The sequence below is a fragment of the Salinicola sp. MH3R3-1 genome (assembly GCF_001937155.1).
Classification (GTDB): Bacteria; Pseudomonadota; Gammaproteobacteria; order Pseudomonadales; family Halomonadaceae; genus Salinicola; species Salinicola halophyticus.
This window is the reverse complement of record NZ_MSDP01000015.1, coordinates 1-23,081: the sequence shown is the minus strand read 5'-3', so window position 1 is coordinate 23,081 and position 23,081 is coordinate 1. Positions and strand designations below refer to the sequence as shown.

At 62.8% G+C, this 23,081-nt stretch carries 19 protein-coding genes; 8 read left to right on the top strand and 11 right to left on the bottom strand.

The annotated features are described in order from the left end of the window. Positions 1 to 7: 7 nt before the first annotated feature. The 5 genes from BTW08_RS09460 (at position 8) to BTW08_RS09440 (ending at position 5,552) form a co-directional block, all read left to right on the top strand. Positions 8 to 1,024, top strand: a complete 1,017-nt coding sequence (locus BTW08_RS09460) for an ABC transporter ATP-binding protein (RefSeq protein WP_075562418.1) — start codon at positions 8 to 10, stop codon at positions 1,022 to 1,024. Then, complete coding sequence (locus tag BTW08_RS09455; RefSeq protein WP_075562279.1) at positions 1,021 to 2,073, top strand: oligopeptide/dipeptide ABC transporter ATP-binding protein; 1,053 nt, start codon at positions 1,021 to 1,023, stop codon at positions 2,071 to 2,073. Before BTW08_RS09460 ends, BTW08_RS09455 begins: the two co-directional genes overlap by 4 nt. 129 nt (positions 2,074 to 2,202) lie before the next feature. Further along, a complete protein-coding gene (locus BTW08_RS09450) occupies positions 2,203 to 3,114 on the top strand; it encodes a LysR family transcriptional regulator (protein ID WP_075562278.1) in 912 nt (303 codons plus the stop codon). Positions 3,115 to 3,136: 22 nt separating this feature from the next. Beyond that, entirely contained in the window at positions 3,137 to 4,474 is a 1,338-nt protein-coding gene (gene pepQ, locus BTW08_RS09445) for a Xaa-Pro dipeptidase (protein WP_075562277.1), read from the top strand. Next, the gene (locus BTW08_RS09440) at positions 4,467 to 5,552 is read left to right on the top strand and encodes a hydrolase (RefSeq protein WP_083627792.1); all 1,086 of its coding nucleotides are present in this window, start codon (positions 4,467 to 4,469) and stop codon (positions 5,550 to 5,552) included. The genes pepQ and BTW08_RS09440 overlap by 8 nt, the downstream gene beginning before the upstream one ends. Positions 5,553 to 5,599: 47 nt before the next feature. Here BTW08_RS09440 and msrA read toward each other — a convergent pair whose 3' ends face one another. The 4 genes from msrA to BTW08_RS09420 form a co-directional block, all read right to left on the bottom strand. Next, positions 5,600 to 6,244, bottom strand: coding sequence for a peptide-methionine (S)-S-oxide reductase MsrA (msrA, locus tag BTW08_RS09435; protein WP_075562417.1), 645 nt, complete (start codon positions 6,242 to 6,244; stop codon positions 5,600 to 5,602). Between the two features lie 64 nt (positions 6,245 to 6,308). Beyond that, entirely contained in the window at positions 6,309 to 10,526 is a 4,218-nt protein-coding gene (locus BTW08_RS09430) for a translocation/assembly module TamB domain-containing protein (RefSeq protein ID WP_246837686.1), read from the bottom strand. After that, positions 10,490 to 12,331, bottom strand: a complete 1,842-nt coding sequence (locus BTW08_RS09425; protein ID WP_075562276.1) for an autotransporter assembly complex family protein — start codon at positions 12,329 to 12,331, stop codon at positions 10,490 to 10,492. Before BTW08_RS09425 ends, BTW08_RS09430 begins: the two co-directional genes overlap by 37 nt. A 4-nt stretch (positions 12,332 to 12,335) precedes the next feature. Next, positions 12,336 to 13,361, bottom strand: a complete 1,026-nt coding sequence (locus BTW08_RS09420; protein WP_075562275.1) for a hypothetical protein — start codon at positions 13,359 to 13,361, stop codon at positions 12,336 to 12,338. Between the two features lie 359 nt (positions 13,362 to 13,720). Between BTW08_RS09420 and BTW08_RS09415 the strand changes: the two genes are divergently transcribed. Beyond that, the gene (locus tag BTW08_RS09415) at positions 13,721 to 14,317 is read left to right on the top strand and encodes a Fe-Mn family superoxide dismutase (RefSeq protein WP_075562274.1); all 597 of its coding nucleotides are present in this window, start codon (positions 13,721 to 13,723) and stop codon (positions 14,315 to 14,317) included. Between the two features lie 62 nt (positions 14,318 to 14,379). Here BTW08_RS09415 and BTW08_RS09410 read toward each other — a convergent pair whose 3' ends face one another. Together BTW08_RS09410 and galU are read right to left on the bottom strand one after the other, a co-directional pair. After that, positions 14,380 to 15,660: a nucleotide sugar dehydrogenase gene (locus BTW08_RS09410; protein ID WP_075562273.1), complete on the bottom strand. Its 1,281-nt coding sequence runs from the start codon at positions 15,658 to 15,660 to the stop codon at positions 14,380 to 14,382. 4 nt (positions 15,661 to 15,664) lie between these two features. Next, positions 15,665 to 16,552, bottom strand: a complete 888-nt coding sequence (galU, locus tag BTW08_RS09405; RefSeq protein WP_075562272.1) for a UTP--glucose-1-phosphate uridylyltransferase GalU — start codon at positions 16,550 to 16,552, stop codon at positions 15,665 to 15,667. A 286-nt stretch (positions 16,553 to 16,838) separates the two neighbouring features. On the opposite strand from galU, the gene ubiG reads away from it, so the two are divergent. Both ubiG and BTW08_RS09395 read left to right on the top strand, forming a co-directional pair. Further along, positions 16,839 to 17,609: a bifunctional 2-polyprenyl-6-hydroxyphenol methylase/3-demethylubiquinol 3-O-methyltransferase UbiG gene (gene ubiG / locus BTW08_RS09400; protein ID WP_075562271.1), complete on the top strand. Its 771-nt coding sequence runs from the start codon at positions 16,839 to 16,841 to the stop codon at positions 17,607 to 17,609. Continuing rightward, positions 17,606 to 18,283 (top strand): HAD-IA family hydrolase, encoded by a 678-nt coding sequence (locus BTW08_RS09395; protein ID WP_075562270.1) that lies wholly within the window; start codon positions 17,606 to 17,608, stop codon positions 18,281 to 18,283. The genes ubiG and BTW08_RS09395 overlap by 4 nt, the downstream gene beginning before the upstream one ends. 38 nt (positions 18,284 to 18,321) lie before the next feature. On the opposite strand, the gene BTW08_RS09390 is transcribed toward BTW08_RS09395, so the two are convergent. Genes BTW08_RS09390 through tolA form a run of 5 tightly spaced genes read right to left on the bottom strand, consistent with a single transcriptional unit; the run spans position 18,322 to position 23,020 of the window. Beyond that, entirely contained in the window at positions 18,322 to 19,086 is a 765-nt protein-coding gene (locus BTW08_RS09390; protein ID WP_075562269.1) for a YciK family oxidoreductase, read from the bottom strand. An 18-nt stretch (positions 19,087 to 19,104) separates the two neighbouring features. Then, positions 19,105 to 19,956, bottom strand: a complete 852-nt coding sequence (gene ybgF / locus BTW08_RS09385; RefSeq protein ID WP_075562268.1) for a tol-pal system protein YbgF — start codon at positions 19,954 to 19,956, stop codon at positions 19,105 to 19,107. Positions 19,957 to 19,974: 18 nt separating this feature from the next. After that, complete coding sequence (gene pal, locus BTW08_RS09380) at positions 19,975 to 20,487, bottom strand: peptidoglycan-associated lipoprotein Pal (protein ID WP_075562267.1); 513 nt, start codon at positions 20,485 to 20,487, stop codon at positions 19,975 to 19,977. A gap of 47 nt (positions 20,488 to 20,534) precedes the next feature. After that, positions 20,535 to 21,848: a Tol-Pal system beta propeller repeat protein TolB gene (tolB, locus tag BTW08_RS09375; RefSeq protein WP_075562415.1), complete on the bottom strand. Its 1,314-nt coding sequence runs from the start codon at positions 21,846 to 21,848 to the stop codon at positions 20,535 to 20,537. 11 nt (positions 21,849 to 21,859) lie between these two features. Next, positions 21,860 to 23,020 carry a cell envelope integrity protein TolA gene (gene tolA / locus BTW08_RS09370; protein WP_075562414.1) on the bottom strand — a complete coding sequence of 387 codons (1,161 nt, stop codon included), beginning with the start codon at positions 23,018 to 23,020 and terminating at the stop codon, positions 21,860 to 21,862. Between the last annotated feature and the right edge of the window lie 61 nt (positions 23,021 to 23,081).

Here is a 23,081-nt window from a genome sequence, read left to right as displayed (position 1 = left end):
CAATCCCATGGCACTGCTGGAAGTCGAACATCTCGATGTCCGCTTCCCGCTACGGCGGGGGGAAATACGCGCGGTTCGTGACTTGAGCTTCTCGCTCCAGCGAGGCGAGCGGCTGGGCATCGTCGGCGAGTCCGGCGCCGGCAAGTCGGTGCTCGCTTTCAGCCTGCTGAAATTGCTCTCGCGCCCCGGACGTATCGTGGCCGGCAAGGTCCGTTTCGAAGGGCGCGAGTTGACCTCGCTGTCCGAAAGGCAGTTCCGACGACTGCGCGGCAATCGCCTGGCGATGATATTCCAGGACCCATTGACCACGCTCAACCCGGTATTGACCATTGGTCAGCAGATGATCGAAAGCCTCAAGGCGCACCGACGACTCTCGACTCGCCGGGCCAGGATCGTCGCCATCGACAAGCTGCGTCAGGTCCAGGTGTCGTCACCCGAACGCCGTCTCGAGCAGTATCCGCATCAGCTCTCCGGCGGACTCTGTCAGCGCGTGGTCATTGCCATCGCCCTGCTGCTGGAGCCGGATATCATCATCGCCGACGAGCCCACCACGGCGCTCGACGTCACGATTCAGGCCGAGATCATCACCCTGCTCAAGCGGCTGTGCGATGAACACGACGTCGGGTTGATCGTGATCTCCCACGATCTGGGCGTCATCGGCCAGCTGACACAACGGACGCTGGTGATGTACGCCGGGCGTATCGTCGAGCAGGGTCCGACCCGCGAGATCATCAACGACGCGCAGCACCCGTACACTCAGGGCCTGATCAATGCCCTGCCGCAGATGACACTGCCGAGACAGCGCCTGCATCAGATCCCCGGTTCGATGCCGACGCTCTCCGAGGTGCCCAGCGGTTGCGCCTTTCATCCCCGCTGCGCCTATCGCATCACGCCCGAAGGAGTGCCGCGCCGAGACTGTATCGAAAACGTACCCGAGCCCGTTCGCTCCGGGGAGTGTCAGGTGGCCTGCCATTGGGTCGCCGAGTTGATCGCCCGCGAGCCGGCCGAGGAGCGCGCGACATGACCCAGCCCACACTGGAGACGCTGGGTCGCGCTGCCGACACGCCGGAGCCGCTGGTCAGCGTTCGGCAGCTGCGCAAGCGCTTCGCCCTGCATCCGGAACGCCTCCTGCCGTGGCGATTCGACAGGCGTCAGCGTGGCTGGCGGCGAGAGCGAATTTATGCCGTCAACGGGGTCGATCTCGATATCCAGCGTGGCGACGCGCTCTGCGTGGTGGGGGAATCGGGCTGTGGCAAGTCGACGCTGGCACGCCTGATCATGGGCTTGGTCACGCCCAGCGACGGTGAAGTACATTACGACGGCCGGCGTATCGATCATCTGAATGCCAGGCAGTGGCAGCCGTTTCGGCGGCGCATGCAGATGATCTTCCAGAATCCTTACGCCTCGCTCAATCCCCGTCTGACGGTGCGACAGGCGCTGGAGGAACCGGTTCGTATCCATCACCCCGACTGGTCTCGCGACCGGGTCGAGGCGAAGGTCGAGGCATTGATGGACGATGTCGGCATCGATAACGGCTGGGGCGATCGTTTCGCGCATGAGTTCTCCGGCGGGCAGCGCCAGCGCATCGCCATCGCCCGGGCGCTGAGCGTCGATCCCGAGTTCGTGGTGGCCGATGAACCCGTCTCGGCGCTCGACGTCTCGGTGCAGGCCCAGGTCCTGAATCTGATGATGGACGCCCAGGCCTCGCATCGATTGACCTATCTCTTCATCACCCATGATTTGGCGGTCGTCGAGCATTTCGCCACTCGGGTGGCGGTGATGTATCTGGGTACGATTTGCGAACTGGCTGACGCCGATACGCTGTTCGCGCGCCCCCGCCATCCGTATACCCGGGCGCTGCTGGCGGCGAGCCCACGACTGGACGATGCCTTCCCCGGCCAGCTGCGACTGAGCGGGGAGCTGTCGATGCCGCTGCAGGCGCCTTCGGGGTGCGTGTTCCGCGATCGATGTCCGCATGCCAACCGGCGTTGCCGCGAGGCGGCCCCTACCCCGATCACGCTGGATCGCGGCCACCAGGTCGCCTGCCACGCCGTCGAGGAGGGACGCATCTGATGGCCGTCGATGATGGTCGCCACATGGCGTATCGGTTAGGCTGGCCGCAACCGGCTCTGTGCAGATGAGGTGATGTGCCAACCCGCCGTCCGCGACATCGCAACAGCGTGATTGACGATAGAGAACACCATGGAACTACGTTGGCTCGAAGACTTCATCGTCTTGGCCGAAACGCGTCATTTTTCCCGTGCCGCCGATCAACAGAATGTCACCCAGCCGACCTTTTCGCGACGCATCAAGCTGCTCGAAGAATCAATGGGCGCCACGCTGGTCAATCGTCAGACACTGCCGCTCAGCCTGACCCCCGCCGGCGAGGAATTTCTGATTCTGTGCAAGCAGATCAGCGAGCGCGTACGAGTGACCCGGGAGCGGCTGAAGAATCTCGACCGAGAGGACGCCCGTCGCGTCAAACTGGCGGCGCCCCAGAGTCTGGTGACGCATTTCGTCCCCGCCTGGCTGGAGGCGAACGCAATCAGCCAGCAGGTCGAACCTTACCTGCGCGCGACCGGCTGGCTGATCGAGGACTACTTTCACGCGCTGGAACGTGGCGAGGTCGATCTGGCGCTGTGTTATTGGCCACAGGGGCGCACGGCGCTGGACCTGGATCTGACCGGCGTACGCTATCTGGAGATCGGCGAAGAGCGTTTGGTGCCGGTAAGCGTGGCCAATCCCGGCGGCCAGCCGCGTTATGCGCTGCCGGGGGACAAGCGAAGCCCGCTGCCGCATATCGCCTATCATTCCGGCGGCCTGATCGCCGCGGCACTGCAGGCACACTGGACGCGATCGCGTCAGGAGGTGCATCTCTCGACGCTCAACGAAAGCGTCCAGACCTCCAATATTCGTGAACTGGTGCAGCAGGGTTACGGCCTCGGTTGGCTGCCCTGGCGCACGGTTCGGCAGTTGCTCGAGACCGGCGATCTGACACGGGCCGGCGACCAGCGCTGGGACGTGTCGCTGTCGCTGCGCCTCTACTTTCGCCACGATAGCCGGCACCCTTCGTTAGCGGGCCTGCTGACGCAACTTTCTGCTGCTCATCGATGAGCCCTAGGACAGGAGACGCTCAATGACGTCTGACAACAACACCGTCGAAGCCCTTCAACGCGCTCATCTGGAACGCCTGCAGGCCGCCTACGCCACGATTCTGGCCGAACAAGGTTTCGATGCGGTGCTTATCTACAGCGGCCATGCCGGCACCTTCTTTGCCGACGACCAGCAAGCGTCGTTCAGAGGCTACGGTCACTTCGTCCACTGGACCGGCGCCAGCCATCATCAGCACGACTGGCTGCTGGTTCAGCCGGGTCGCGCTCCGCGCTGGTACTACTATGCGCCGGCGGATTTCTGGCATCTTCCGACACCCGCGCCAGCGGGCGTGCTGGCAGAAGTCCTGGCGTTGCAGCCGCTTCGTGATACCGGCTGGCCGCCCCCGCAGGAGGTTTCCGCTCGTCGACTGGCGGTGATCGGCAACCTGGACGCCTCGTCGATGCCACTAGGGGCGGAACTCAATCCGCCGGCACTGATCGCCGCTCTGGATGAGCTGCGCATGCGCAAGGACGATTACGAGCGCCACTGTCTGTTCGTCGCCAACCAGTGGGCGCTGGCCGGCCACGAGGCAGCGCGCGACGCCTTCGCGATGGGTGCCGGCGAGCTCGACATCCAGCTCGCCTATCTGGCCGCCACGCGTCAGCGGGAATCCCAGGTCCCCTATCAGAACATCATCGGCATCAATCACCACGCCGGCACTCTCCACTACCAGCACTACGCCTCCGCGGCGCCCGCGACGCCGAAGTCGCTGCTGGTCGACGCCGGCCACGCGCACGCCGGCTACGCCGCGGACATCACCCGAACCTGGGCTTCCATTCACGCCGACCCGCTATTCGAGCGTCTCGTTCAGGGCGTGACCGACTACCAGCACCGCCTGATCGCGCAGCTGGCGCCGGGGCTCAATTTCGTCGAGCTACACCTCGACATGCATCAATATCTCGCCGAACTCCTGGTCGATACCGGGCTGACCTCGATGAGCCCGGCCGCGGCGGTCGAAAGCGGGCTGACGCGCGCTTTCTGCCCCCACGGCCTGGGCCACAGCCTGGGCATACAGGTTCATGACGTCGGTGGCCGGCAGCGCGATAGCCGGGGGACGCCGTTGCCGCCGCCGGTGGCCGATCCGGCGCTGCGCCTGACCCGCACGCTTGACGAAGGCATGGTGGTGACGATCGAACCGGGGCTATACGTGATCCCGATGCTGCTGGAACCCTTCCGTCAGGGCTCGCAAAGCCGTGCCATCGACTGGGCGGCCATCGACCGGCTCGCGGATCATGGCGGCATCCGGATCGAGGACAACGTGATCATCACGGGGCAAGGTCACGACAACCTGACCCAGGGCGCACCGATTCCCGATGAGTGAGACTCGCCCGTCCGGCATGATCGCCGCGGCCGACTTCGATCCGCCGTGGTGGCTTCGCAATGCGCATGTGCAGACGCTGCTGCCGCGCCTGCTGCGGGGGCGATCATTGAGGCAGGATCCCGAGATCGTGAATCTGCCGGACGGCGATTTCGTGGAGCTGGCATGGGCGAGCCCCGTGCCTACCCGCGACGACGCGCCGATCTTCGTGCTCTTTCATGGCCTGGAAGGATCATTCGATTCGCCGTACGCGAGAGAACTGCTGTACACCGCGTCAAATCTCGGGTGGCGTGCCGTGCTGATGCATTTTCGGGGCTGCGGTCGGGAGCCGAATCGACTGCCGCGGGCGTACCATTCCGGCGATACCGCAGACGCCCGCTGGATCATCGATCTGCTGGCGCAGCGTTATCCCGGTGCATCGATGGTGGCGGCGGGTGTTTCCCTGGGCGCCAACATGCTGCTCAAGCTGGTCGCCGAACACAGCGCCGATGAGCTGCCGCTGGCCGGCGCCATCGCGATCAATGCCCCGCTGGATCTGGCCGCGAGCGCCGACACACTCGATCGCGGCTTCGCGCGGGTCTATCAGCGCTATCTGCTGCGACAGCTCAAACGCAAGGTGATGACTCGGCTACAGACGATGTCGCTACCGCTGAGGATCACCTCCTCGGATATTCGGCACCTGAACAGTTTTTGGGCCTACGACAACGATATCACCGCGCCAATGCACGGTTTCCGTTCGGCCAGCGATTATTATTGCCGCGCCTCGGCGGGCCCGCTGCTGGGCGAGATCGAAACACCCACGTTGGTGCTGCACGCCGCCGACGACCCGTTCATGCCACGAGATCTGTTCTCGCGCCTGCCGGCCCCTTCCTCATCGGTTCGGGTCGAGATCGCGCGATACGGTGGCCATGTTGGATATGTCGAAGTGTGTGGCGGTCGGCTGCGCTCCTGGCTGGCCCGTCGGATCGGGGCCCAGCTCCAGCAGTGGGCACCCTGCCCGTCCGAGCCGCCGAGTTGTCCTTCTGAACCGAGATCCCGCCCATCCGAACCGGCTGCCCGTCCCGCTCGGCAGGATCAGTGAGTCGGGACAGGCAGGAAACCCTGTACCGAAGCCGACCGAACGTGCGGTCAGGCCGGCAGCGGACAGGTCACGCCGGTTCCCTTCAGTCCGCAATAGCCGTTGGGATTCTTGGCCAGATACTGCTGGTGATACTCCTCGGCGTAGTAGAACGTATCCAACGGCCGAATCTCGGTGGTGATGACCCCTAGCCCGCGCGCCTGCAGCGCCGATTGATACTCGTCTCGACTCCGTTGCGCTGCCGTCTGCTGTGCGTCGCTGGTGGTATAGATCGCCGAGCGATACTGCGTGCCCATGTCGTTGCCCTGGCGCATGCCCTGAGTGGGGTCGTGCGCTTCCCAAAAGGTGCTCAGCAGGGATTGAAGCGTCACTCGAGCCGGGTCATAGACGACCAGAACGACCTCGGTGTGGCCTGTCCTGCCCGAGCATGTCTCTTCATAGGTCGGATTCGGCGTGACACCGCCGGCATAGCCCGCCGCCGTCACGACGACGCCTTCCTGTTCCCAGAACAGGCGTTCGGCGCCCCAGAAACAGCCGGCCCCGAGCACGATCTGCTCGGTCCCCGCCGGAAACGGTGGCTGCATCGAGGCGCCATTGATCAGGTGCTCGCCGCTGATGGCGATGGGCGTATCGCGCCCCGGGAGTGCTGTTTCCGCGGTGGGGAGCGATTCGGAACGTCGTTGAAACATGGTCATCTCCCAGATGTCGAAGTCGGCGTCCGAGGTGTCGGACGCCGTTAGGGTCAATTGCCGGTGGCCTTCAATTGCCGGTGGCACGGCCAAGGCTGAAGGTATAGATCAAATCCACGGCCTGCGCAGCACCGGAGACCGCCTGAAGATAGAGGTTCTGGATCAGGCGGTAGCGAAGCGTCAATTCGGCGATGGGAGAGAATATGCCGACGCCGTAACTCACCTTCAAGTCATCGAAGACATATCCGCTGACCACGACCTGACTGTCGTCGCCGGATCCCGATGCATCGAGGCTCAGATCCTGGACCCCGAACGCTTCGCCGACCTGACCCACCGCGCTACCGGTCTGAGAGAGCGACAGCCCAATCAATGCCGAAGTCAGGGCATCGTCACCGCCGCCGGCGTCCTCCGGTGCTCGCCCGCGCAGAATGTAGGAAAGCGCTCGGCTTTCCGTCATTGCCGGCTCGGAGAAGATCGTCAGCCGTGGCGCCGATGCCGAACCGGTGACCCGCAGCCCGGCGACCACGTCGTCCTCGGTGGTGTCGGGATTGCGAATCGCCTCGAACTGCAGGCTTGGCTGCGAGGCCGCGCCACTGAACAGCACCTGCCCCTGGCGAATGATCAGATCCTGACCGAAAGAAGTGTACGTGCCGTCGGTCAGATTGACGTCGCCATACAGCTGGACCGGGCCGGTGCCCTGGCGAACCTGTAGATCGCCGGTGAGCCCGGCTTCGAGGCCGTAGGCTTCCAGCTTCATGTCGGGCCCGAGATGCAGGTTGACGCGAACATCGAGCTGCATGCCGGCATCGGCCAAAGCCTGTGCGGTACCCGCCCCGTCTTCGCTCTCCCGGGCGGCGGCGGCTGCCTGCTGCTGGCGATCATCTTCTTCACTGATGATCACGGTATCGCTGCTGGGCGCCTGTGCCGAGGCAGGCAACTGGCCGATCTCCAGACGCGCCCACGGCACGGTCACGTCGCCGCGTACCTGAAGTCGCTGCGGCATCGCATGAATCTGCAGGTCCGGCGACACCCGCAGCCGACCGTAGGCCGGCATCGCCACCAGCAGCGGCGAGTCGGTGCCATCGATATTGACGTTGGCTCGCCAGTTGGCCGGATCTCGCCAATTGGCATCGCCGGTCAGCTCGAGGCGGCCGTCGTCGCTCTGCACGAAGCCCTGCAGCGTCGACGACTGGCCCTGCAGGGCCAGCGTCAGTTTGGCATCGGTCACCGCGACCGGCGATACGCCACCCTTGACCTTGACGCCATCGATGACGACATCGCCATTCAACGCGGGCATGGCCAGCGTGCCACCGAGCGAGACATCGCCGTTGACGGCCCCTTCCAGTTGATCGATGCCTGCCACCAGCGGCCGATAGGGACTGAAGCGGAGATCACTCATCTGCAGCCGCCCTTGCAGCGCGCCGTCGCCGGCCGGGTCGTCGACTTGGGCCTGGAGCTGAACTCGCCCCGCGTCTTCCAGTTGCAGATCGAGCTGGGTCCGGGCCCGCTGCTGATTGGCATCCAGCGACAGCGACATCGTTGCCGCCGGCACTTGCCACGGCGCGCCGCGCGCATCGACGCCGCTGACCGCGACGTTGCTGTCGATATCGGCTTTGGCGGCCCAGGCCTGACCGCCACGTGACCAGCTGGCAATCAGCTTGCCGCCGGTCTGGCCGTCGATCTGCCAACCATCGGGCATGAAGTCGTCGAGCAGTGCCATCGGAATGTCATCGATCGACAGCGCCGCTCGGCCCTGGTCCGCGGAAGCGGTCATGCGTTCGGTCAGGCATAGCGCCCCGCCTTGCTGCCGATCGAGACAGAACGGCGAAATCATGGCGCTGGAATGGGTCAAGTCGGCATTGAAGCCCAGCGAGTCGCGCAACGCGATATCGCCGTAGTCGGTCGAGGCCGAGAGCCGCGAGAATGCGCCTTTATAATGCTGGAATGCGCTGTCGAGGCCCCCCTGCAGGCGAATGGAGGCCTGCGAGAGCGGCAGACCTTCACCGCCGCTCACGTCGAGAGAGAGCTGATGGCTGGACAGCCGGCCCTGCAGGCCCAGATCGATGGCGCTGATCTGTTGACCGCCGGCCTGAATGCCAGCGGTATTGAAATCGACGTCGAACTGCGGATCCTGCGTCCCGGTGGAATTGGCTTTCAACGTCAATCGATCGAGGCGGTTCTCCGCATAGCCGATACCGCTGCCCTGCAGATCGATGGCGATCTGCGGGCGTTCCAGGGTGCCACGCCCCTCGAACTGGCCTCGCAGGGCGCCCGAGAGTGCTGGCAGAATCGTGCCCAGCGCGGGGGCGTCGATACGGCCGTCGATATCGAGATTCTGGTCGACGCGCCCGCTGGCGGTGACCCGATTGGTACCCTGACGGAAATCCAGCTCGCGGATATTCCACTGCATCTCGCTGTTGCCATCGATCTGTGCATTCAGCTTGAGCGCTCGCTGCTGGAGCCTGCCATCGATCGCCAACTGAGGGACCGACAGCTGCCAGCCGCCATCGTCGCGCATGGCGAATGCCGCGCGCGTCTGACCGTTCAGCTCTCCGGTCACGGCCTGGGTGAAAGCGCCCAGCGGTAGTTTTTTGAAATCGAGGTTCACGCTCGCCGAGAGCACCGGCGTCCAGCGTACCGTGCCCTGGCTATTAAGCTCGCCGCCCTGACTGGCGACGTGCATCGGCTGCCACTGGAAATGACTCAGATCGCCCTCTCCGGCCACCGTCAGCGCGACGGGCGGCAGTCCCTGTCCCTGCCCGGCAAGATCCACCGCGGCGCGATAGTTCTCGAGAGTGCCATCGACATCCAGGGTCAGGTGGTCGAGCTGGTATTGCGGCGGCGCAGAATCGGCGGCGGCAACGCCACGCACCGCCCGCGCGGCCTCGATAGCCGTTGGGTCGATGGTTGCGGCAACGTCGAGCCCTTCGCCCGAGTCGGGTAGAGACGCGAACGGGCTCGTCGCCAACGGCCAGCGCAGCTGGCCCGTTTCGACGTGTAGCGAAAACGGCAGACCTGGTTCGAAGGCCTGCACTCGAGCATCGATCGCGGCTCTGGCTTCGCCGTCGGTGCGTAGTTTGACGTCGAGATCGGCGAGCGTGCCGGAAGCGTCGAGTGCAACCGTCTGCCCGTCGATCGGCGCCCGCGTGACGCGGCCATTCAGCGATAGCGAGAGCGGGATATCACCCTGCAGTTCGGCGCTCGCCGTGAGCTCGACGTGGCCGTCAGGGGCATCCACCATCAGTCTCTGTATCTCGATGTTGCGGTCAACGGCGGAGAACGCTAGCTCCAGCCGGTTCAGTTGCTGTGGGCTCGGCCCGTCGAGTCTGACATCGCTGATCGTCAGGCTGGGTGCCTCGACTTCCAGCGGCAGCTGAATGTCGGGTAGCTGCTGGCGAAGATCATGCAGCGTCTGCTCGATCCGTTCGACGCGAGCGTCGCGCTGCGAGGTATCCCCATCCGCCACGTTGGCCGCCGCGGCCAGCGTCAATGGCGCCAGTACGGCTGCCACCCGATCGTCGGAGTCAGCGTCGGCACCGGCTGTCGACGATGCGGCTCCAGAGGCGACAGTAGCCGGCGTCGCCGGAGACGCGGCGCGTTCGCCAGTCGCGTCCTCGTCGGCAGCCTGAACGGCCAGCGCCGCCTGCATGGCGTCCGGACTCACGACGCCGGGGCCAAGATCGGGCATGGCCAGCGCCTGGTCCGGGCTTTGCGGCAATCGAATGCGCGCCTGGTTCAGCGTCGTCGGCAGTAGCTTCAGGTGATTGCCGGCCATTTCGGCGCCGGTCTGGAAATGCTGCCAATGAACGTCGGTGCCGTCGGCCAGTTGAACGCTGACGTCATCCAGCCGCACCTGGCGAATCTCGATCGGTAGCGGTACCGAGATCGAGGGCATGCCGCTGTCGCCGTCCGTTTCGGGAGGCGGCGTCGGTTGCTGATCACTCTCGCTCATCCGGATACGCGCACCGACCACGCTCAGATCGTCGAGACACACGCGTCCCTTGAGCAGGCAGTCATCGGCCCAGGCGAGGTGAAAGTGATCCACGGCCACATCCAGCGTGCCGGCCGACAGGTGCAACCCGTCGATGGTCAGCTCGTCGAGCGGGGCGCCCTCGAAACGCTGCGCCTCGACCCAGCCGCGCGACTGCGCCTGATCGAACAGCCAGTGGCTGCCCCAGGGAGACAGGCCCAGTCCGATGAGCGTCAGCACCAGGCCCAGTAGCCACAGGATCAGGAACAGCAGCAGCCGAATCAGAACTCCGGTCCGATGGAGAAATGGAGACGCCAAGAATCCTCCTCGTCGTCAAACGGGTGGGCGATATCGAAACGAATCGGCCCAACGGGTGAAATCCAGCGCACGCCAACACCGGCGCCGGTCTTGAGCTCATCTGGCCACCATTCGTCGAAGGCGTTGCCCGTATCGACGAACGTGGCGCTCCAGAAGTTGCCGGTCAGATGACGCTGGTATTCGACGCTGCTGGTCAACATGTGTTGGCCGCCCAGCAGTTCTCCATCATCGTTTTCCGGGGACAGACTTTCATAGGAGTAGCCGCGGATACTCTGATCGCCCCCGGCGAAGAAACGCAGCGACGGTGGCACCTTGTCGAAGGTGTTGGTGGCCATGGCGCCGCCGCCGATCCGACCGACGAAACGGTTTTCGCTACCCAGCATGCGCACCCACTGGGAATCGAAGGTGGTTCGCACGAAGCGAGCGTCCGAACCCCAGGATGGATCCGACCACTCCAGCGTCAGCTGCTGCTTGTCGCCCCAGCTCGGGAAGGTCTCGTTGCGCTTGCGGGTGCGCGACCAGCTGATGCCGGGATAGAGCAGCAGCACGGCGTCGTCCTGATCGGCCTGGGTAAAGTCTTCGTAAGTGGTCTGCCAGTAGAGATCCTGGATCCAGCCATTGGAAAACTCCCAGTGGCGTGCCAGCTGCACCGAGCTCTCGAAGCTCTTGGTGTCTTCGTTGTCGATGTTCTTGAGCCCGTAGCGAACGCGGTAACTGTCCCGCAACGGGTTGGCGAGCGGAATCGTATATTCCCCGGAGACGCGCTGCTCCGGCGCCGAAAGAAACAGCGAGTTGGTCAGACTGTGGCCGTAACGATTGAGCCAGGGCATGGTCCAGGTGAACTGCGTTCGCGGACCGACGTCGGTGGCGTACCCCACCCCGACCTCGAACTGATGGCGATCCGCCGGCGTCAGTTCGACATCGACCGGCACGATCGTCGGCTGGCTGTCAGTCAATTCACGGGCCGCACTCAGGCCGGGGCCACCCATGACTTCGGTGCTATCGGCCGTCGTGTCACGCCCGGTTGCGGCGCTCCACCATCGGCTGGGCGGCGTCGGGGAAGCGTCTTCATTGACGCGCGGGCGCACCGCGACCCCGGCAAACCAGTTGGTTTGTCCCAGGTTCTGATTGAGCGTTGCCAGATCCCCGGCAATGTAGGGATCGCCCGGTTCGAACGGAATCATGTTTCTGAGCCGGCGCTGCTCGATCTGGCTGCCCTTGAAGTGAACGTTGCCGAAGCGATAGCGTGTCCCGCTATCGAAGTCGAGAAAGATGCGGGCGCTGTTCTCCCACGGCCGAACTTCGATACGCTGCTGGCGAAAGCGCGAATTGAAGTAGCCTCGTTCCAGTGCCAGCGTGGAAATCTTCCCCTTGTAACCGTCGTAGCGCGAGTGCAGCAACGGGTCGCCGACCTTGAGCGGACTGCTCGCCATGACCTGCTCGAACGCCTCGTCCTGTTTGGCATCGCCCTCGAGCGAAAGATCGACCTGAGTGATCTGCGTGCGCTCGCCGGGTTTGATATCGATGACGACGCGTTTGTTATCCTCGTTGGGGTAACGGGTGGCGAGACTGGCGTTGTAGTAACCGAACGCCTGCAGTGCCTTCTCGGCACGATCACGTACCACGCCGTCGAGACGTTCGCGGGTGGCCTGGCTGTCGGCTTCCAGCTCCGAGAGAATGTCGACGACGTTCTTCGCCGGTGGGCCACTCAATCCCTTGACGGTGACATCGAGCGCCCAGGCATGCCCTGCCGCGGGTAGCACAAGGCACAGCAGTCCCATCCGTAGGACTCTAGCTTGAGACATCGGCTCAACCTCCGCCGCGCTGTAGGTTGGAAACGTTGGTGATCAGCGACGTCACGCGACGCGTCAGCTGAGCGCGACTGGCCTCGAGCGACCCCAGCCGTTCCCTGAGGTCGCGAATCTGGGACGCGCTGGCGCCGGTGGGCATATCGCTGATACGCGACTGCAACGATTCGAGACTCGCGCTGAGCGCGGTCTGGCCCTGGCGAAGTTCCGTGACCGCTCCCTTGAGTTGGTCGACGTCGTCCGCAGACGGAGACTCCTGCTGGGCCAGGGTACCGACTCGTGTCTCGAGCTTCGACACCGTCGATTGCAGACCGTCGATTGCCGCCTGAACATCCGAATCATCCGTCGTCCCGAGCTGCTGCGAAAGCGCCTGCTGATCTTGGCGAAGTTGTTCGATCGACGCGCTGAATTGGTCGGCTTGCTCTTGATTGGCCTGCTGCTGCCGATCGACGGCGTCACCGAGCGAAGCGAGTCGATCATCCCGCTGTTGCTGGCCTTCCTCGAGCGTGGCAAGTCGTGCTGTCATTGCGCCCCGCTCATCCTTGCCAGTGCTCTCCAGCGCGGTGAACGAGGACTGTAACGCCCCGATCAGCTCCCTGAGGTTCTGGTCGGTCTTCTGCAGCGATTCGAATTGCTCGGCCTTCTGGTCGCCCTGCCGGAAATCGGCGACTCGGGTTTCCAGACTGCCCACGGCGGCCTGAGTGCCATCGAGCTGATCGCGGAGGCGGTCGAATTCGGCGCGCAAGCTTTCACCGGATGCGTCCAGCGTCGAGCCGGTGGAATCCAGCCGCTGGTTGAGCCGGTCGATCTGCGCATTCTGCGCCTGCACTGTCTGCCAGAGTTGCCAGCCGCCTGCGCAGGCCCCGGCAATCAGCAACAGAAGCAGGATCCACAGCGGCCATACCCTGGGGGCACGACGGCCGCCGGCCCCTCGATAATGATGTGTCCCGGCCCTGGGCACCGTCATATCGTTGCGGTCGGGGACGATGCTCGGAGAAGCGCGATGCTCGTCGGATCGTGATGGCATGGCCGTCTTGTACCTTTCCGATAATGTTGCGGACGCCGATTCTGCGATCGAGATGATCTTCGACGCCTGGAATCTCGAACTGATGAAAATATGCCAAAAAGGTTCCTGTCGAGCGAGACCCGCGGAATGAAGGCTCAATGCCGCAAGCCGGGCGTAAACCGCTGACGCGATTACGTTACGTGAAAGCCATCGCAAAGCCTAGGCTTGGCAGCGTACGGTTCGCATGATAACGGCCACGGCCGCAATGCGTATCGCATTGGCGATCCGATCCCGGTTCGCGGTAGCATGCCCGCCGTCGGCCGATCTCTGTCGGACTCTTTTTCCGCTACTCCGTTCCTCTCCCACTGTCGATGAATACGATGCCCCATTTCGCTTCCCGGTTCGAGTTGCCCGCGCTTCCCTTCGAGCGACATTCGCTGGAACCCGAGGTCTCCCGGGCACAGATCGACCTGCTTTACAGTCACCATCATCGACGTCACATCGACGAGCTCAATGCGCAACTGGCTTCCGACGACGGGCGCTCACTGGCTGCGCTGGCAAAAGCCGAGGAAGCTGACGTGCGTGACTCGGCGCAGGAAGCCTGGAACCTGGTGTTCTTCTGGCATGGACTGAGCGCGCGAAGCGTGGAGATGCCGGAAAGGCTCGCCCGACGAATCGAGGCGGCCTTCGGTGGGATCGGCGGACTGCAGTGCCAATGGCGCGCACGGATCCAGGAAACCACCGCCGGATGGTGCTGGCTGGTGCTCGATTCCCGGAGCGGTCTGCGTCTGGCAACCTCGTCACCTGCCGAGTTACCGGATGATGTGACCCCGCTACTGGGGATCGCCCTGGCCGACGAGGCCTATCGAATCGATCATCGACACGACCGTGGCGAGTATTTCGATGCGCTGTGGCCCCACCTGAACTGGGAATATGCGCAACTCAACAGCGAGGTGGCGGGTCGAGCGCCGGTCTAGCGTGACCGGCGCTCGAGCTACAAAGTTACCGCCGGGGTTAGAACCCGGACCAAGACCCGCAATCAGGCCCGGCGGCCGATACCCCGATAGACGAATCCTCGAGACGCCACGTAAGCCGGATCGTAGATGTTGCGGCCGTCCAGAATCAGCGGTGTCTTGAGCGCCTGCAGCAAACGTCTCCAGTCCGGATTCCAGTAGCATTTCCACTCCGTCACCAGCATCAGAGCATCGGCCCCTTCACAAGCACTGTAAAAGTCTCCTTCACATAGCTCGAGCTGCGGATGGTCGGGATAGTGCGCGGCCAGTGCATGCAAGGCCGCCGGGTCATGTACCTTGACCTTGACGCCCTGCGCCCACAACGCTTCCAGCAGCGTCAGCACCGGCGCGTGATCGATACGGGCGGTTCCCGGCTTGAACGCTGCGCCCCAGATGGCCACCGTGCGACCTTCCAGTTCGCCCTCGAAATGATTCCAGAGCTTGCGAAACAGCGTCTCTTTCTTGCTCTCGTTGATGTCGAGCACATGTTCGAGCAAGTGGGATTCGCGCCCCGTCGAGTGCTGCACGTCGGCCAGACGCACGAGGTCCCGGGAGAAATTGGGGCCGCCGAACCCGCAGCCGGGATAGAGATATTCGAAACCGATACGCGTATCGGCGCCCATTCCCTGACGCACGTACTCGACATCGACGGCGAGTGAGTCGGCGAGGCCAGCCAGTTCGTTCATGAAGCTGATACGCGTTGCCAGCATGCCGTTGATGGCCAGTTTGGTCAGCTCGGCGGCACGACGCGGCATCAACTGGAACACTTCATGACGTCGGTTGAAGGCACGCAGCAGTTCACGGATCTGCTGAGTTCCCCAGTCGTCCTCGCTACCCAGCAGCCAATGTGCCGGACGAGTGAAGGTTTCCCAGGCGCGACCTTCCTCGATCCGGTCCGGCAACGCCACGGCCACCTGCGAAGAGTGCCCCAACAGCGCTTCCAGCTTCTCTGTCTGGCCCACCGGAAACGTCGAGTTGTTGACGATGATCAGCGGCGAGCTTTGTCGCCCCGGCACCGCCGCAACGTAGCTCTCGGCGGCCTCGCGTTGATCCGGCGATAGTGCCAGCCAGTGAACATCGGCTTCAGCATCGTCGGGGACGGCATCGACGATCACCAACTGTCCCGATTCCTGGCCGGCCTGAATCTGGTCCCTGAGGCCCGGTTCACTGATCAGCCAGTCGGCATTGGCCAGGCTTTCCCAGGGAAAGTCGGCATGTGGCATCCAGGTAACCTGATGCCCGACCGAGCACAACGCGGCGGCGGCAGTCGCCGCGGCCAGTTCGCTACCATGTACGACCACCCGCATGGGTCTACTCCTCAGCCGCGTATTGCTGAATCAACTGACGGAAGCCTTCGCCCAGCTTCGGATGCTTCCGCCCCAGGGCCAATGTGGCTTCGAGATAGCCCAGTTGGCTACCGCAGTCGTAGGTTTGCCCCTGCATGCGGTAGGCGGCGGCACCGCTTTGTTTGCGCAGGGTTTCCATGGCATCGGTGAGCTGAATCTCGTTGCCCGCCCCCGGCGGCGTCTCTGCCAGGATCGGGAAGATTTCGCCCGGCAGCAGATAGCGACCGATCACGGCCAGCGTCGACGGCGCTTCCTCGACCTTGGGTTTCTCGACCATGCCGGTCAACGGTGCGCTTTCGCCAGCAGCTGGCTCGTCACCTTCGAGCGCGACGATGCCGTACTTGTAAGTCAGCTCCTTGGGCACGGTCTCGACCATGATCTGGGCCTTACCGGTCTCGTCGAAGGCCTTGATCATGCCCATCAGATCGTTGCTGGCCATGCCGTTGTCGTCGATCACGACGTCCGGCAGCAGTACCGCAAACGGGTCGTTGCCGATGACCGGACGCGCGCAGAGAATGGCGTGACCGAGGCCAAGAGCCTCTGGCTGGCGTACGCTGATGATATTGACGTCATCGGGGATGATATTGCGAAGTTCCTCGAGCAGTTCATCCTTGCCCTTGGCTTCCAGCTGCGTCTCGAGCTCGAAATGCTTGTCGAAATGGTTTTCGATAGCGCTTTTCGACGAGTGCGTGACCAGGACGATTTCCTTGATACCGGCCTTCACCGCCTCGGTGACCACGTATTGAATCACCGGTTTGTCGACGATGGTGATCATTTCCTTGGGGATCGCCTTGGAAGCGGGCAAACAACGGGTGCCGAATCCGGCGACGGGCAGTACAGCCTTGCGAATCATCTTTAGGTCCTTCCCTTCCTGGGTATGAAATCAACGGGCGTGGGGAGCCTGACATCGAGTCTCCTGCTAGCTTAGCGGGCGAGACACCGAAAGCACAGTCGCACAATGGCGACAGGCCATGTCGATTATTGCCAGCCCTTTTTGCTAACTTGGCATCCAGCCTGGCTACCGTCCATAGTAGAATATCGTAAAGCCAGGTACCGCTGCACCGGCGCATCCCCTCTTTCGGTGGCATGAACTCAGCCAACTCAGCGATACATCGACATTCCGGTAAGGAAACCAGTCCATGACACCATCACCTCACGATAACGCGGCGCCCCATGACAATGTCGATCGGGCCGAAATTGCCAAATTCGAGGCATTGGCCAGCCGCTGGTGGGATCGGGAAGGTGAGTTCAAGCCTCTGCATGACATCAATCCGCTGCGTCTGGGATTCATAGATTCTCAGGTATCGCTGGCCGGCAAGCGCGTGATCGACGTTGGCTGTGGTGGCGGCATTCTGAGTGAAGCCATGGCAATGCGTGGCGCCGACGTGACCGGGATCGATCTGGGCGAGGCGCCGCTGTCGGTCGCCAGACTCCATCAGCTGGAGAGCGGCGTGGAAGTCGACTATCGGAACATCAGTGTGGAAGCGATGGCGGCTGAGCACGCCGGTGAATTTGACGTGGTGACATGCCTCGAAATGCTCGAACACGTGCCCGATCCGGGCTCCGTGATCGAAGCCTGCGCCAGGCTGGTCAAGCCCGGCGGCCACCTGTTCTTCTCGACGATCAATCGCAATCCGAAATCCTATGCGTTCGCGATCCTCGGCGCCGAATACGTACTGGGCCTGCTGCCGCGCGGCACGCACGAATATCGCAAGTTCATTCGCCCCTCCGAACTGTCCGGCTGGTGCCGTCAGCACGGCCTGAGGCTGCAGAAGCAGACGGGGCTGACCTACAACCCGGTATCACGACGCTACCGGCTGACCGCGAGCGACGTATCGGTCAACTACATGGTGCATGTCCGCCCCGAATGGTTCGGAGAAGAGCGAACCGGTAGCGGCGACGACAAATGAGCGCGACGGCATTGCCGCAAGGGCTGCTGTTCGATCTCGACGGCACCCTCGTCGACACCGCCCCCGATCTGGCCGAGGCTACCAACCGGCTGCGTGAGCACCATGAACTGGCGCGTTTACCCTACGAGGACATTCGGGCCCAGGTGTCCAACGGCGGCAGTGCTCTGGTCACGTTGGCCGTGGGATGGGCCGTCGACCATCCGCGACATGCTACCGCGCGCGAGTTTCTGCTGGAGCGCTATGCGCAAGCCGTCGCGGAGAAAAGCGAAGTCTTTCCGGCACTCGTGCCGCTGCTGACGCGATGGGAAGCGGCCGGACGGCCTTGGGGCATTGTCACCAACAAGCCGCGGCGTTACGCCGAACCGTTGATTGCGGCACTCGGCCTGGCACCGGGAGTCATGCTCTGCGCGGATGATCTTCCCGTCAGGAAGCCCGACCCCGCCCCACTGTTGGAAGCGGCCAGACAGATCGGTGTCGACGCGCCGCGATGCTGGTACATCGGGGATCATCGGCGGGACATGGAAGCCGCCAATAGCGCCGGCATGGCGGCAATCGCCGTACGCTATGGCTATATCGCGGAAGATGACGATATTGACGCGTGGCCGGCCACGCAGTGGTTTGCCACGCCGGCGGAACTCACCGACACCCTGCTGGCGTTGCTCGAAGCAAGGTGAATGGAGTGTCGAGCGGCGATCTGAGGTATGCGTCTGGCTCAGGCTTTCGCCTTCGGTGGCTGGGCGTCGAATGCCTGGCCGCTGACGCCCTCGCTGGATGAGCCCATCAGCCACAGGTAGGTCGGCATGATCTCTTCCGGCGTGCGAAGCTCCATAGGGTTTTCGTCCGGATACGCCGACTGACGCATGGCCGTGCGCGTGGCGCCAGGATTGAGCGAGTTGAAACGAATGGCAGCGTCGCGATGCTCGTCGGCCAGAATCTGCATCAGACCTTCGGTGGCAAATTTCGAGGTCGAATAGGCACCCCATTTGGCGCGCCCATGGCGGCCGACGCTAGACGAGGTAAAGACGACGGATGCGCTGCTGGAGCGCCCCAGCAGCGGCAGCAACGCTTGCGTCAGACCTAACGTGGCGGTGAAGTTGACCTGCATGACCCGAGCCCATAGCTCCAGATCGTAGGCCTCGACCGATACCCGCTCTCCCAGAATGCTGGCATTGTGAAGCAAGCCGTCGAGGCGGCCGAACTCCTTTTCCAGCTTAGAGGCGACTGCCAGATAATCCTGGGGTGTCGCGCTTTCGAGATTGAGCGGAAAAATCGCCGGCTGCGGCCCGTTCATCGCCTCGATGGCATCGTAAACCACTTCGAGACGACTGACGCTGCGGCCCAGTAGAATCACCGTGGCGCCGTGATGCGCGTAGCTCATGGCTGCAGCGCGGCCGATACCTGCGTTCGCCCCGGTCACCAGAACGATCTTTCCGTCGAGTAGCCCGGTTGGCGCCTGATAGTCGATGTGGCACGTCATGCTGGTGTCCTGATCCGATCAGTTACCCATCTGATTGAGAAAGTCGCTCGCCATCTGGGCCGCGTTGCTGTCGGGATAATCGTCACGAGCCTGCTGCAGCAGCTGACGGCTGCCCTCGGTATCCCCCTGACGCGCTTTCAACAGCCCTAGCTTGTATAGCGCATCCGGAACCTTGTTGCTCTGCGGATAGTCGCTGATAACCGTGTCGAATGCCTTGACGGCCTGATCGAGCTGCGACTGCGCGGAATAGAGTTCACCTAACCAGTAGTGTGCATTGGGCACGAGACTGGATTGCGGATAGTCGCTGATGAAGCTCTGGAAAGCGGTGATGGCCGAGTCGAACTGGCGAGACTGAACCTGTTGAAACGCCGCCTGGTAAGCATCACGGCCGTCTTGACCGCCGGCTCCAGACTGGCCACCGCTGTCACCTGCGTTGGACGAGGACTGCGTCGAATTCCCGGCGTTGCTGGCGTTTGCGCCGCTATCGCTCGCGACATCGTTGGCCGCACCGTTATCGATACTGGTGTTATCCAGATCGCTACCGGAATTGCCGCCACCTCCTGCCCCCATCCCGCCGCCGGAGATGCGATCATCGAGGTCAAGATACTGCTGCTGGGTCTGCTGTTTCAGCTGATCCAACTGGTAGCGCAGCTCTTCGACTTGGCCGCGAAGCTGCTGAATCTGCTGTTGATTATCCTTCAACTGATTGAGGATCGTCAGCGTCCCCCCACCACTTTGGCGAGCTTCCGTCTGACTATAGAAGCCGTTCGACTGACCGGTGAGGTCATCAACGGCAGGTTGCTGAGCCCATACGGACAGCGGGAGCACCAGGGCTCCCGCGCCGCACAGTCTTTTCAGACCGTGTTTCATGCTTTTCTCCGTCGGTGCTTAGTACGAAAATACGACGCGACGGTTCTTGGCGTAAGCTTCTTCAGTGTGGCCCTGAACTGCCGGACGCTCTTCACCGTAGCTGACGATCTGGATCTGGGACGGAGAGACGCCCTGAACGGTCAAGTACTGCTCGACCGCCTGCGCACGACGCTCGCCGAGACCCAGGTTGTATTCACGCGTACCGCGCTCGTCGGCATAACCCTGCAGTGTCACGTTGGTGCTCGAGTTCGCCATCAAGTACTGCGCATGGCCATCGAGAACCGATTCGAATTCAGGGCGAATTTCTTCGCTGTCGAATGCGAAATAGATAGTGTCGACGTTGGGCTTCTGGTCATTGGCGCCCATCTGGGAGCCGGAAGTGCCCTGGCCGGATGTCATGCCCTGGCCGGACGTGCCGCCCGCGGTGCCATTCATGTCCCCTTCCTGGGTACCGCCACTGCTGGAACAACCAGCCATTACTGCTAGCGACAGCGCGACTGCTAATGTCTTCGCGTAGGTATTCATTTGCATTGTCATCTCCTTGCTCGGATGTCGAATGACACACTGACTGTAGTCGTTTAGTTCAAAAACGGCGACCACGCGGGTTCGCGTACGTCACCCTGCGCCGAAGGCAGTCGGAAGGACGCACGTCCATCCGAAGAAACTGCCCCCAACACACCTTGCGCCCCTTGCTGGGTAGCGAAGATTACCATGGTGCCATTCGGTGCGACACTGGGCGATTCATCCCAACGTGAATCAGTCAAGACAGTGACACGACTCGTGTCCATGTCCTGCTTCGCCACGTGATAACCGCTGCCGTCACGGGTCACCATGAAAAGAGATTTGCCATCGGGCGAGAAGCGCCCATCCGAGTTATAACTCCCGGTAAATGTGATGCGATCGGCCTGTCCACCGCTGGCCGACATGCGGTACAGCTGCGGGGCGCCACTTCGGTCGGAGGTGAAGATCAGCGACTGACCGTCAGGCGTCCAATCCGGTTCCGTCTCGATGGCGCGATTATTGGTCAGCCGCGTGAGCTGACGCGACGCCAGATTCATGACGTAGATTTCCGGCTGGCCATCCTTGGACAACGACATCGCCAGCTTGCGGCCATCCGGTGACCATGCGGGTGCGCCATTGATGCCGCGGAATGACGTCAACCGTACGCGCTCGCCCGACGAGGTATTCTGTACATAGATGGCTGAGTTGCCGGACTCGAACGAGACATAGGCGATCTTCTTGCCATCCGGCGACCAGGCCGGTGACAGAATCGGATCATCCGACGACAGAATCTGCTGACTGTTGTAGCCATCGGCATCGGCTATATGGAGCGCATAGCGACTGTTATTCCCGGCACCGCTGGCCGAGACGTAAGCGATGCGGGTCGAGAACGCCCCCCGAATACCGGTAATCGCCTCGAAGATCTGATCGCTGATGTAGTGAGCACTGGCCCGCAGGTTACCCTCGGAGGAGGTCACGGTTTCGCCCAGCATGCGCTTGCCACCCAGGATGTCCATCAGCTCGTACTGGATACGATACTGATCACCCTGGGGCTCGATGTTGCCCACCACCAGATAGCGCGCATCGACGCGTTTCCAGTCGTCGTAGAAAACATCCTTGCTGCTGCTCGGCAACGAGACGAGTGAGCTCCGGCTCAGGGGTGAAAACTGCCCGCTATGTTCCAGATCATCACTGACGATCTGCGCCACATCCTGCGGCAACGAACCCTGGCCGCTGACCTCGAACGGCACGACCGCGATCGGTGTTGCCTGATCACTACCGCGATTGATTTCGATGGTCAGATTCTGTGCCTGGGCGGTGGTCGCCATACAGGTCAGGGCTATCAACGACACCAGCCAGCCGGCGGCCAGGGTTTTCCATCCTTGAGACATCCATCGTTTCATCACTGTACATCCCCGGGGGTGAATTTGAGATTGAAGTCGCGAAACCGCCGTTGCAACCCTGCATCCAGCTGTTGCAGTTCGCGGAACGGTGCCGCGGCTTCAACGGCCTGCGTCGCCGATCGATCGAAACTGGGATTGCCACTGCTGCGGGTGACGCTGGCTGCCAGCAATTCACCGGACGGCCCCAGTCTTACGCGAACCTGTGCTACCAAACCACCGTCCGCGTTGGCCGGCAAGTGCCAGCGATCCTCGACGGCCCGCTTGACCAGATTGATGAAGCTATTCGACGCTTGATCGGACTGCTCGGCATTGGCAATCCGCTCCTGCTCGTTGGAAATCGAATCGCTCAGCGCATCGGCAGCCGCTTTTTTCGCTGCCGCTTCCGCCTGGCGTTTCTTCTCCGCTTCTTCAGCCTTGCGCTTTTTCTCTGCCTCGGCCTTTTTCTGCTTTTCCGCTTCAGCCTTTTTCTTCTCGGCTTCCGCCGCCTTCTGCTTTTCCGCTTCGGCCTTTTTCTTTTCGGCCTCCGCCTGGCGCTGTTTCTCGGCTTCTGCAGCCTTCTGTTTTTCCGCTTCGGCCTTTTCCTTCTCGGCTTCCGCCTGGCGCTGTTTCTCGGCCGCTGCCGCTGCCGCTTTCTGCTTTTCCGCCTCGGCCTTCTTCTCGGCCTCTTCAGCTTTCCGCTTTTCGGCGGCGACCTGCTGCTTCTTCGCTTCGGCCTGACGCTGGGATTCGGCGGCCTTCTGCTGCTCTTCAGCCTCGGCGCGAGCGGCGGCGGCCTCTTTCGCCGCCTGCTGGCGACGCTCGGATTCCGCTTCGGCCTGCTCGGCAGCCGCCTGGCGCTCGGCTTCCTGCTGCTGCGCCTCTTCTTGAGCCTGCTGTTCGGCTGCTTGCTGTGCTTCTTCCTGCGACTGCTGTTCGGCCGCCTGCTGAGCCGCCTCTTCTGCCTGTCGCTGAGCCGCTCGCGCCCGCGCCTCCTTGGCGTACTGGGCCTGATCCGTGACGGTGACGTCGCTGACCAGCGTCGCCTGTACGACGGACGAGGAGCTCGGTGTCGGTTCACTCTCCGGCAAGCGCAACATCGTCAATAACAGCGCCGCGACATGAACGACGATCGCCAGAACGACGGGCAGGCCGTAACCGACTCGGCGGTTTCGCTTCGCCATGCGGTTACCCTTTGTCGCCATGGGGCGGCTCGGAAATCAATCCGACGTTCGCCACACCTGC